General features: G+C 74.0%; 8 protein-coding genes and 2 pseudogenes. 5 read left to right on the forward strand and 5 right to left on the reverse strand.

Going from position 1 to position 10,688, the window contains the following annotated elements; all coding sequences use genetic code 11:
• Nucleotides 1-688, forward strand: a pseudogene (locus EF903_RS20695) (AraC family transcriptional regulator); the annotation flags it as partial.
• Nucleotides 689-721: 33 nt separating this feature from the next.
• Here EF903_RS20695 and EF903_RS20700 read toward each other — a convergent pair.
• On the reverse strand, nucleotides 722-1,375 hold the full coding sequence (locus EF903_RS20700; protein ID WP_125545333.1) for a DUF4360 domain-containing protein: 654 nt from the start codon (nucleotides 1,373-1,375) through the stop codon (nucleotides 722-724).
• Nucleotides 1,376-1,596: 221 nt separating this feature from the next.
• Between EF903_RS20700 and EF903_RS20705 the strand changes: the two genes are divergently transcribed.
• From EF903_RS20705 to EF903_RS20715, 3 genes are all read left to right on the forward strand, one after another.
• A complete protein-coding gene (locus tag EF903_RS20705) occupies nucleotides 1,597-3,546 on the forward strand; it encodes a glyoxal oxidase (RefSeq protein ID WP_125545335.1) in 1,950 nt (649 codons plus the stop codon).
• Between the two features lie 428 nt (nucleotides 3,547-3,974).
• Complete coding sequence (locus EF903_RS20710; protein WP_260615680.1) at nucleotides 3,975-5,975, forward strand: RICIN domain-containing protein; 2,001 nt, start codon at nucleotides 3,975-3,977, stop codon at nucleotides 5,973-5,975.
• Between the two features lie 95 nt (nucleotides 5,976-6,070).
• Entirely contained in the window at nucleotides 6,071-6,787 is a 717-nt protein-coding gene (locus EF903_RS20715) for a hypothetical protein (RefSeq protein ID WP_125545337.1), read from the forward strand.
• A gap of 74 nt (nucleotides 6,788-6,861) precedes the next feature.
• Here the strand turns inward: EF903_RS20715 and EF903_RS20720 are convergent, their stop codons facing one another.
• The 4 genes from EF903_RS20720 to EF903_RS20740 form a co-directional block, all read right to left on the reverse strand.
• On the reverse strand, nucleotides 6,862-7,503 hold the full coding sequence (locus EF903_RS20720; RefSeq protein WP_125545339.1) for a DinB family protein: 642 nt from the start codon (nucleotides 7,501-7,503) through the stop codon (nucleotides 6,862-6,864).
• Between the two features lie 109 nt (nucleotides 7,504-7,612).
• Nucleotides 7,613-8,203 carry a HutD family protein gene (locus tag EF903_RS20725; RefSeq protein ID WP_125545341.1) on the reverse strand — a complete coding sequence of 197 codons (591 nt, stop codon included), beginning with the start codon at nucleotides 8,201-8,203 and terminating at the stop codon, nucleotides 7,613-7,615.
• Between the two features lie 65 nt (nucleotides 8,204-8,268).
• Nucleotides 8,269-8,655: a hypothetical protein gene (locus tag EF903_RS20730; protein WP_125545343.1), complete on the reverse strand. Its 387-nt coding sequence runs from the start codon at nucleotides 8,653-8,655 to the stop codon at nucleotides 8,269-8,271.
• Between the two features lie 168 nt (nucleotides 8,656-8,823).
• Complete coding sequence (locus EF903_RS20740) at nucleotides 8,824-10,185, reverse strand: FAD-dependent oxidoreductase (protein WP_125545345.1); 1,362 nt, start codon at nucleotides 10,183-10,185, stop codon at nucleotides 8,824-8,826.
• Between the two features lie 206 nt (nucleotides 10,186-10,391).
• Here EF903_RS20740 and EF903_RS20745 point away from each other — a divergent pair.
• Nucleotides 10,392-10,688 (forward strand): annotated as a pseudogene (locus tag EF903_RS20745) (histidinol phosphatase); the annotation flags it as partial.

Consider the following 10,688-nt stretch of genomic DNA (forward strand, 5'->3'; position numbering starts at 1 on the left):
CGTGATGGCGGACTCCCCCGCCGACGCCTCCGCGGTGGCGCGCGCGGTGCCGTTCGAGACGCTGCCCGCCGGGGCTCCGGCCGGGTGGGATGCGGGCGGGCCGGGCGGGGTGGAGATGCTGTGCGGCAAGTACCGGCTGGACCGCAGCCGCCTGCACCCGCTGCTGCGGGAGCTGCCGCCCGTCGTCCACCTGCCGAACCGGGTGGGGCGCCATCCGGAACTGCGGGCGGCGATCGACCTGTTGGGCGGTGAGCTGGGGGCGCCGCGGCCCGGGTCGGCGATGGCCGTACCGCACCTGCTGGACCTGCTGCTGGTGTACATGGTCCGGGCGTGGACGGACGAGGGGGCGCGGGGCGCCTGGCCTGCGGCGCTGGGCGACCCGGTGGCGGCCGCGGCGCTGCGCGCGGTGCACGCGGATCCGGCCGCGCCGTGGTCGGTGGAGCGGCTGGCGGCGGAGGCGGGGGTGTCGCGGGCGACGCTGGCGCGCCGCTTCACGGCGCTCGTGGGCCGGCCGCCGATGGCGTACCTGGCCTGGTGGCGGCTCACCCGGGCGGCGGCGCTGCTGCGGGAGGGCTCCGAGCCGCTGTCCGCGGTGGCGCGCAGGGTCGGGTACGGGAGCGCGTACGCCTTCTCGCACGCGTTCAGCAGGGAGTTCGGGACGACCCCGGGGCGGTGGAGGGCCGCCGCACGGTTCACGGCCCGGTCGGCGCGGCGGTCCGGCTCAGCGGGCCGGGCACTCCTTCCAGGAGAAGTGGTAGACGGTGTTGAGGCTGCCGTCGGTGGAGTCCACGGTCATGTAGCTGACCTGGGTCTTGTCCGAGGTGCCGACCTCTGCGCGCAGTTCGGTGTTGATGTTGAAGTTGCGCTTCTCGCCGCAGGGGGCGAAGACGAGTGCCTCGATGCCGGTGGTGTCGGTGACCTGCCAGTTGTCGTCGAGGGCGCCGTGGAACTGGTGGCTGCGGGACATGGTCTGGCTCATGCCCTGGAAGTAGTAGCTGGCCTTCTGGGTGCCGACGGCGCCTTCCGCGAGGCTGCCGAAGCCCCGGTAGTCGACCTTCGACACCGCGTAGGTGAAGCCCTGCGGGACGTTGACGACGAGGGAGAGGAGGCAGTTCTTGCGGCCCTCGGTGACGGGGACGTCCGCCCCGGCCTGGGCCAGGTAGTCGCTGTAGGTGACGGTGAAGGCGGAGTTGTCGGGGGCGACGGCGACGGTCGCGGTGCCTGGGCGGCAGCCGGAGCCGTTGACGGTGGCGACGTCCACGGTCACTTTGCCGGTGGGCGGCGCCGCGGCGGCCGCCCCGGCCGGGGGCGAGGCGGCGACCAGGCTTCCGGTCACGGCGGCGATGGTCAGTGCGGTGCGAAGTGGCTTGATCACGTCGCCATGGATAGCCGCCGAGCACGGGCGGCCGTCACCACCGGGTATGGCGGCTCACCCTTCCGGGTGACCCGGTTCACCGGCGGAACGTTTCTTCAGGGCGGCCGTCGCCGCTGAACGGCCGAACCGGGACCCCTTTCGGCCCGCAACGACGCGCCCCGGCCGAGCCGGCCGGATGGTTTCTCCTATTCTGGGCGCTTTCGTTCCCGGGAGGAGGGCCCATGCCGGGTCTCGGTCGCTCCGCACGCCTGTCCGCCGCGCTCCGGGTTGCCGCGGCCCTGGCGGCCGCCCTCGCCCCGGCGGCCCTCACCCCGGCGGCCTCCGCCCTGCCGGTCGCCGCCCTGCCGGTCGCCGCCTTGCCGGTCGCCGCCTTGCCGGTCGCCGCCGCCGCGCCGCTCCCGTCGGCCGCCGCCGGGCACGCGGACGGCGCCGCCGGGTTCCGGGCGGATGCGGACCCCGCCGAGGCCGCCGTACTCGGCGAGGAGCACGCCCGGGCGCATGCCCGGCGCCGCTCGGCGGCAGCGTCCTCGGAGGGCTACCCCCAGGCGAAGCGGACCACGAGCCTCACCTCCCTCGCGGCCTCGCAGCGCGAGACGAACGCCGCGTTCGCCGCGGCCCGATTCGGCCGCTTCGCCGAGTTCTTCCCCTCCCCCGACTTCGGCGTGCACGCCGCCCTGCTCCCCACCGGCAAGGTGCTGCTGTTCTCCTTCGAGCGGGTGGAGGTCGATCCGACGAAGGAGACCGGCCCCACCGACCGGATCGGCAGGACCAACGCCGGCCGCGCCTACCTGTGGGACCCGGCCCGCGGGACGGGGGCGGGGGCGTTCCGGAAGGTGGAGCCGCCGACCGTCCTGATGCCGGACGGCACGTTCGCCCCGCGGCCGGCGCCGTTCTTCTGCGCGGGCCACGCGTTCCTGCCGAACGGCATGGTCGGCGTCTTCGGCGGCAACACCGGGGGCAAGGGCGGCAGCGGCGCCCGCCTGTCGTTCGTCTTCGACCCGTGGACCGAGACCTGGTTCCGCAACGCGGACATGGCGGTCGGCCGCTGGTACCCCTCGGTGGTGACGGTGCCGGACGGCCGGCAGATCATCATGTCCGGCCAGTCCGAGCGCGGTACGGGCACCCCGACGCCGGTGGTGGAGCGCTTCCCCGCGCTGCGCCACCCGGTGCCCTGGACGCCGTACGAGATCCCCGTCGGCCTGGCCGCGGAGCGGCTGCGGGTGGACGCGCCGTTCCGCAACGACTACCCGCACCTGTTCTCGCTGCGCGACGGCATGGTCTACGGCCTCGGCCGGGACGCCGACCAGCAGTGGGTGTTCGACCCCGTGAAGGAGACCCGGGCCGATCTGCCGCGCCGGCCGGCCGACTTCCGCGGGTACGGCTCCGCCGTGCCGCTGCCGGCAGGGCTGCGCGGCCCCGACTCCGTCCTCGTGCTCGGCGGTGACCCGCGGGACCCGAACACCTACCGGCTCACCGGCCGCCGGTGGACCACCGAGGAGCCCCGCGCCTTCGGCCGGACCCAGGACGACACCCTGATCCTGCCCGACGGCACGCTCCTCACCGTCAACGGCGCCCTGAGCACCCGGGACTACGGCCACGGCCCGTTCAACCCCAAGGCGGACCTGAAGTACCGGCAGGTCGAGCTGCGGGACGCCCGTGGCCGGTGGCGGCTCGGCCCGGCGCAGCGGCTGCCGCGCGGATACCACTCCAACGCCCTGGTGCTGCCGGACGGGCGGGTGCTGGTCACCGGCGACGAGCTCCAGCAGATCGCCAACGACCCCGACATCACCGACAACATGGACGGCAGCATCGAGCTGTACGAGCCCGCCTACCTCCACCAGGGCGGCGGCCGGCCCGCCCTCGATGGCGCACCGGGGCGCGAACTGGGCTACGGGGAGCGGTTCGAGGCGGCGACCTCCACGGCGGCGGCCGTCCGGCGGGCGGTGCTGCTCGCGCCGACCACGGTCACGCACGCGGTGAACACGAGCCAGCGCCACCTGGAGCTGGCGGTCACGGCGGTGCGCGCCGGATCACGAGGGCGGGTCGGCGCGGTGGAGCTGCGGACGCCGCCGAGCGCGGCGGACGCCCCACCGGGTTACTACATGCTCTTCCTCCTCGACGCGAAAGGCGTTCCGAGCACCGCGAAGTGGGTCAAGCTCGGGCACCGCTGAACGGCCGGGAGGGGTGCGCCGCGCGGCGCGATGTGGCGGCGGTGTGCGGATCCTGAGGCGGAGCGAAGGATTCCTCACCGCTCGTGACAAGGGGAATTCAGTTCGTAGTAATTAGATGAATCCCTGACTGAATTGTCGTCAACAAGCCTCCGGCGCTTATTTCGATTTTATAACGACGCGAGGCCAAAGGACTGGACCATTCAGCCCCTACGCGCGTAACTTCCGCTGTTTGCAAGCAAGTTGACTGATCATCAAATTGCATCCGAAGGTAACAGTCAGATATCTCGGGTCGCATTCCCCTTTGTCCGAATTCTCCACCGCGCCCGTCTGGCAGGCTTCCGCGCACCCACTCCTCCGACCAAGGATTTGAGGTGCGCATGACGAGACATCGTCGAAGCAAGCCCGAACACCGGCGCAAGCCGCGCCGGTTGATACTCTTCACCGCCGCCCTGGCATCGGCGGCGGTGATGGCGGGGGGCATCGCGTACTCCGGCCTCGGCGACGACGCCCAGGCCGAAACCACCGTCCAGGCCGACGGGATCGCGGAAGCGGTCACCCCGGCCGCGGCGCCCGCCCGCGACGCGGAGCCCGAGGCCCTGCCGAGCGAGCCGGCCAACGAACCGGCGCGCGGCATGGTCTACGACGGCCTGAAGGCGGCCCCCAAGGGCGACAAGTGCGTGGGCGTGTACCGCACGGACACCGGCCTGTGCAGCCACGGTCCGGACGCCCCGCCGAAGGACGTCGACATCAAGAAGGACGTCCCGCCCGCGGTCAAGACCGAGGCCGTGGCGTCCGACCCGGCCAAGCCCGAGGCCGCGGCGCAGGGCAGCGGGCGTCCTCAGGACGCGCCCGCCGCCGACGCCAAGGCCGCCAAGGCGGCCCCCAAGGACGCTCCCGCCCCCGCTGCCGCGGGCGGCGGCCAGACCGTCGCCGCCGGCCCCGCCGGCCAGACGGTCCAGTGCGACGGCGACGGCAGCTCCGGCAACCGCGTCCAGGTCGTGTACGTGCACGGCCCCGACCGCGACCGCTACTCCGAGTACTTCGCCTCCTTCCGCAAGTGGGCGGCCGACGCCGACCTCATCTACTCGATGAGCGCACAGGAGACGGGCGGTGTCCGCCACATCCGCTACGTGACGGCGGCCGACTGCACGCCCACCGTGCTCAACATCGAGCTCCCGGCCAACGCCCTGAGCGACTTCAGCGCCACCAACCGCGCGCTGGCCGCCAAGGGTCTGGACCGCCGCGACCGCAAGTACATGATCTTCGCCGACAGCCAGGTCTACTGCGGCATCGGCACCTTCGCGGGCGACGAGCGCCCCGGCCAGAACAACCTGAGCAACTTCGGCCCCTCCTACGGCCGTACGGACACCGGCTGCTGGGGCGGCCACACGGCGGCCCACGAGCTGGGCCACAACCTCGGCGCGGTCAACAACAGCGCGCCGAACACCAGCCGCGGCGCCCACTGCACCGACGAGTGGGACGTGATGTGCTACTCGGACACGCCGTACTACCCGCAGATGCGCAACGTCTGCACCAACAAGGCGTCCGAGAACATCTTGGACTGCAACCACGACGACTACTTCCACACGAATCCGAAGCCGGGCAGCTACCTGGCGACGCACTGGAACATCGCCGACAACCAGTTCCTGATGAAGGGCAAGGGCAGCGGCGGTGGAACCACCGACCCCAACCCGAACCCCAAGCCGACGCCCACGCCGACCCCGACGAAGAAGCCGGGCGGCGGGCCGACCGTGACGGTCGGCCAGATCCAGTCGAACTCGGCCGTGGTCAGCTGGCCGAAGGTGGACGGCGCCTCCTGGTACCAGGTGCTGCTGGGCGGCAAGCACCTGACGTGGGTGCAGTCGCAGGCCGTGCGCATCTACAACCTGCAGCCGGGCACCGAGTACAAGGTCGCCGTCTCGGTCCGCGACAGCGCCGGCCGTGACAGCGGCCCCGGCAAGACCACCGTCTTCAAGACGACCGGCGCCGGCGGCGGCGGGACCGCTCCCAACACCCGCTACACCCTCGGCAACGGCAGCACCGGCATGAACGCCGAGCTGTGGGGCGGCCGCAGCGCCGACGGCACCGTCCTCGTCGGAGGCCGCGCCAACGGCTACGCCCAGCAGCAGTGGCTGTTCGAGGACGCGGGCGGCGGCATGTTCCGCATCAAGTCCTCCGTCTCCGGCAAGTGCCTCCAGACGGGCGGCGCAGCCGCGCAGGGCATGTGGATCGCGCAGCAGCCGTGCGGCAACGGCGCCACGCAGAAGTGGAAGCTGAACGCCCAGAGCGGCTCGACCACCATCACCGACCCGAGCGGCGCCTACGCCCTGACGGTCAGCAACCGCGCCTACTACGGCGCGTGGCTGCTCGACCTGCAGCGGGCCGACGGCCGCGCCACCCAGGTCTGGACGGTCCAGAAGGTCGGCTGATCCTCCCCCGGCCGGCCTTCCGCCGGCGGACGGCCGCACCCCTGCGGCCGTCCGCCGGCTCCTTCATCCCACCGCACCAGGGAGCACCACACACGATGCGCACACGACGCTCCTTCCCCGTCCGCAGCGGACTCGGGGCCCTCATCCTGTCCCTGTTCCTGGCCCAGGCCGTGGCCGCGCCGGCCCCGGCCCGCGCCCACGGCTCCACGCTGAAGGTGGTGGTCACCGGGGAGCGGCAGGGCCGCGTCGCCACCGAGATCACCTGGGAGAACGACGGGGACGCCGTCGACGGGGCCGTCGCCGGCACGGTCGACGCGACCAGCGCCGACGGCACCCGGACCCTGGGCCCCTGGAAGCTCGTCCGGGACCCCGGCCCGGACCGCAAGGTCTGGAACACGGCCGAAGCCCTGCCGCCCGGCACCTGGAAGGTGACCGTCCGTGTCGGGTACCCGGCGCTCGGGCAGGCGGACGCCGACGTGTCCGTACCGGTCGTGGACCCGGCGCCGTCGGGCGGTCCGGGCGGCTCCGGCGCTCCCGCCTCCCCCGACGCCTCGGCCGGTACGGGTGGTCCCGGCGGCTCTGCGGCGCCCTCGGCGCCCGTCCCTTCCGTCGCCGCCCCCGGCTCCCCCGAGGCGGGCGGCGTCTCCCGGCCGTCCGCGCCCTCCGCGACGCCCTCCGACGCCGGCGGCGCCGAGACCGCCGGGGACGACAGCAGCGTGTGGTGGTGGACCACTGCGGGCGTCGCCGTGATCGCCCTCGCGGGAGCCGCCGTCGGCCTCCTGCTGCGCCGCGCCCGCGCCCGCCGGCTCTGACGGCCGCGTACCCCGCCCCCGTGTCCGGCCCCCGCGGCCGGCCGGGGGCCTCTGCGCGTACGGGTCCGGGCCGGTCAAGCGCGGGCTGCGGTATCGCGGTGGAGGTCGCGCAGGAGCGCGATCTCGGCGCCGTGGTGGAGGAGTTCCTGGTTGACCCACCAGGCGATGTCGACGAACGGCTCCTCGGCGTCGCTGCCGTGCGGGTACGTGCAGTATCCGACGGTGTCGAGGGCGGCCTCGTCGACGCCGAGCAGGGCCTCGCGCCAGGCGGCCGCGCCGGCCTCGAACGCGGCGACCGCCTCGGCGGCGCCTCCGGCGACGGGGTGGCGGTCGCGCGTGAGGGAGCGGCTGCCGGCGGTGTGGTCGGCGCGCAGGGCCAGCATCTCCGCGAGGTGGCTCAGCCGCCAGGCCAGGGTGGTGAACGGCGGCGGCCAGGGGTGCGGGTAGGCGGCGGCGTCGCGGCCCCACGGGCCGCAGCCGGCCAGCGCGGTGGCCCGGGGCCCCGGGCCGTCGGCACGCAGCCGGACCGACCAGCAGCCGGGGACGGGCTCCCAGAGCCACTCCTCGTCGGTGAGCGGCCCGCCCACGGCGGTGGCCGCGCCGTCGCCGCTGTCCATGACGGGGCCGCTCAGGCGGGCGGTGAGGCGCTCCCGCGCGAAGTCGAACTGCGCGAGCAGCGGGACGAGTCTGGGCGGCGTCGCGGATGGCGGTGTCACGGAGGGCTCCCGGGTGCGGTGGCTCGGCGGCCGGCGGCTCCGGCCCCCGCGGCAGGCTGTCACGGCCGCCGCACCGCCGCCACCGGATTTCCCGCCGCCCGGTGCGGCCCTACCGGCCCCCGTCGCCGAGGCGGACGACGGCGCTGCGGCCGGGGCTGTCCAGGACCGCGGTGAAGGGGCCGCGGGCGAGGGCCGCGTCGTACCGGCCGAGGGCGGTGGCCGCGCCGTCCGCGGCCAGTACGGCCGCGCCCTCCAGGGGGACGACGAGCAGGGTCTCGCCCGGGGCGCAGGAGACGGCGAGCGAGCCGCGGACCACCGCGGTGTCCGCGGGGGCGGTACCGCGCCGGTACATGACGTTGAAGTTGACGACGGGGCCGTCGAGGAGCCGGCAGTCGGTCGGGACGTCCCCGGGGAACCGCTGCGGGGCGTACCGCTCGTCGACGCGGCGGGGCGCGCCCGCGACGGTGAGGTCCATGCCGGCGCCTTCGGCGAGGGTGAGCGTGCGGTCCGCGTCGGGGAACGCGGAGAACGGGCCGTCGCCGGCCACGTCGGCGAGGCTCACGCGCCAGGCGAAGCCGTCCATGCCGGCGCCGGGCGGCCACGCGGCGATCTCGCGGGTGACGCCGCCGCCGTTCTTCCAGGCGACGGCCGCGCGGTCGGCGGCGCGCAGCACGCGCGGTGCCGGGTGGGGGGCCTGCATGTCCGGTCCTTTCGTACGGGGTTGCCGCCCCGCGGCGACGCCGGGCAGGCGGGGCGGGAGCCCGCTCAGACGAGGTCCAGGCCGCGCGGCGGGACGAAGAGGTGCGCCGCCCGGTGCTCGGCTCCGACGAGGAGCGCGCCGGCCGCCAGGTCCGACGCGGCGGTGTTCTCGACCCGGCGCCGGTGCTCGCCGCACCGGGCGCACGCCGGTGCCCAGTCGGGGAGCATGTCCGGATGGGTGAGGGCCATGTGGCGGGCGAGGCGCATGCGGGAGCCGGGCCCCCTGTCGGCGGGTTCCCAGTCGATGCCCTGCCCGCCCGTGAGCCAGAGTTCCGCCGCTGCCTCCTGTATCTCCGTCATCGAGCGGTAGAGGCGGGCGCACTTGGTGCAGCCGAACATCCAGGCCGGGGGAAGCGGCCACACGTCCTCGGGGCTGAGGTCATCGGCACTCATGTCGGCCACGGTAGTGGCGGCGCGGCGCCCGGTGCAGGTGTTCCGGCGGACCGGCCCGCCTTCCCGTACGCCGCGCCCGGCGCGGTGTACGGGCGCGCGGCGGCACGGCGTGCGGGCGCGCGCGGGGCCCGGGACCGCCGGCGGCGGGTCCCGGGCCCGGGGCGGCAGTTACGCGCCGCTCGCGCGCAGCATGTCCTCACGCTCGACGATCTTGATGCGCTCTCGGCCCTCGGGCTCGCCGAGCGCCTTCTCGGCGGCGTCGAGCCGGTACCAGCCCTCCCACGTCGTGTAGCGCACCTCGCGCTCGGCGAGGAAGGCCTCGACGGCCTCGGGGGCGGGCTCGGCCGGCGCGTGCAGGCGGCCCGCGGCGTGGTCCTCGAGGAGGTTGGCCACCGTCTCGTTCGCATCGCCCTTGGTGTGGCCGATCAGGCCGATGGGGCCGCGGCGGATCCAGCCCGTGACGTAGGTCGACTGCAGGTGCGCGCCGTTCTCGATGACGCGGCCGCCCTCGTCGGGGACGGTGCCGGACTCGATGTCCCACGGCAGCTTGGGCAGCTCGTCGGAGAGGTAGCCGACGGCCCGGTAGACGCCCTGGACGTCCCAGTCGGTGAACCGGCCGGTGCCCTTGACGTTGCCGGTGCCGTCGAGCTCGGTGCGCTCGGTGCGCAGGCCGACGACCTTGCCGTCCTCGCCGAGGATCTCGACGGGCGACTCGAAGAAGTGGAGGAACAGCTTGTGCGGGCGATCGCCGGTGTCGCGGATCGCCCAGTTCTCCAGGGTCTTCGCCACCATGTCGGCCTGCTTGTTGGCGCGGCGGGCGGCGATGGAGCCCTCGTCGTAGTCGATGTCCTCGGGGTTGACGACGACCTCGATGTTCGGCGAGTGGTCGAGCTCGCGCAGCTCCATGGGGCTGAACTTGGCCTGGGCGGGGCCGCGACGGCCGAACACGTGGATCTCGACGGCCTTGTTGGCCTTCAGGCCGTCGTAGACGTTCGCCGGGATCTCCGTGGGGAGCAGCTCGTCGGCGGTCTTGGCGAGGATGCGGGCCACGTCGAGGGCGACGTTGCCGACGCCGAGGACGGCGACCTTCTCGGCGTGCAGCGGCCAGGTCCGCGGGACGTCCGGGTGGCCGTCGTACCAGGAGACGAAGTCGGCCGCGCCGTAGGAGCCGTCCAGGTCGACGCCGGGGATGGGCAGCGCGCGGTCGGCGGTGGCGCCCGTGGAGAAGACGACGGCGTCGTAGAAGGAGCGCAGTTCGTCGAGGGTGATGTCGCCCGGGTAGTCGACGTTGCCGAAGAGGCGGACCTGCGGCTTGTCGAGGACCTGGTGGAGGGCGGTGATGATGCCCTTGATCCGCGGGTGGTCGGGGGCGACGCCGTACCGGATCAGGCCGAAGGGGGCGGGCATCCGCTCGAAGATGTCGATGGACACACCCGGCTCGGCGGCGGCCTCGGACTTCAGCAGCGCATCGGCGGCGTAGATGCCGGCGGGGCCGGCTCCGACGATTGCTACCCGCAGGGGGCGAGGCATGACAGGTTCCCTTCGACCGAAAAAGTTTGGATCACTGGGAACCCTAAACTAAGGACACCCTTACCCGACACCCGCCCCCCGTTTATGACCCCATAACCAGAACTTATGGCCCTCCCAAGACATCCTTGGGGATGCTACCGGCGGGTTCAGTGCGGGGCGGAGGGCCGTGAACCGGGTCAGACTGGGAGGAAACAGGGAGGTTTCCGATGGACCCGGTCGCCGCGCTGGATCGGATCGCGTTCCTGCTGGAGCGGGCACAGGCACCGACGTACCGGGTCCGCGCCTTCCGCAACGCTTCCGCGGCGCTGGTCGGCCTGGGCCCCGACGACGTGGCGCGGCGGGCGGCTGCCGGCACCCTGGAGCACGTCAAGGGCATCGGGCCGAAGACCGCCCAGGTCGTCCTCGAAGCCCTCGGCGGAGCCGTGCCCGGGTATCTGCAGAAGCTGGAGGACGAGGTCGCGGCCCATCCCGCCGGCCCGCCCGCCGCGCCACGTCGTCGGGGC

It is taken from the genome of Streptomyces sp. WAC05292 (assembly GCF_003949955.1).
Classification (GTDB): Bacteria; Actinomycetota; Actinomycetes; order Streptomycetales; family Streptomycetaceae; genus Streptomyces; species Streptomyces globosus.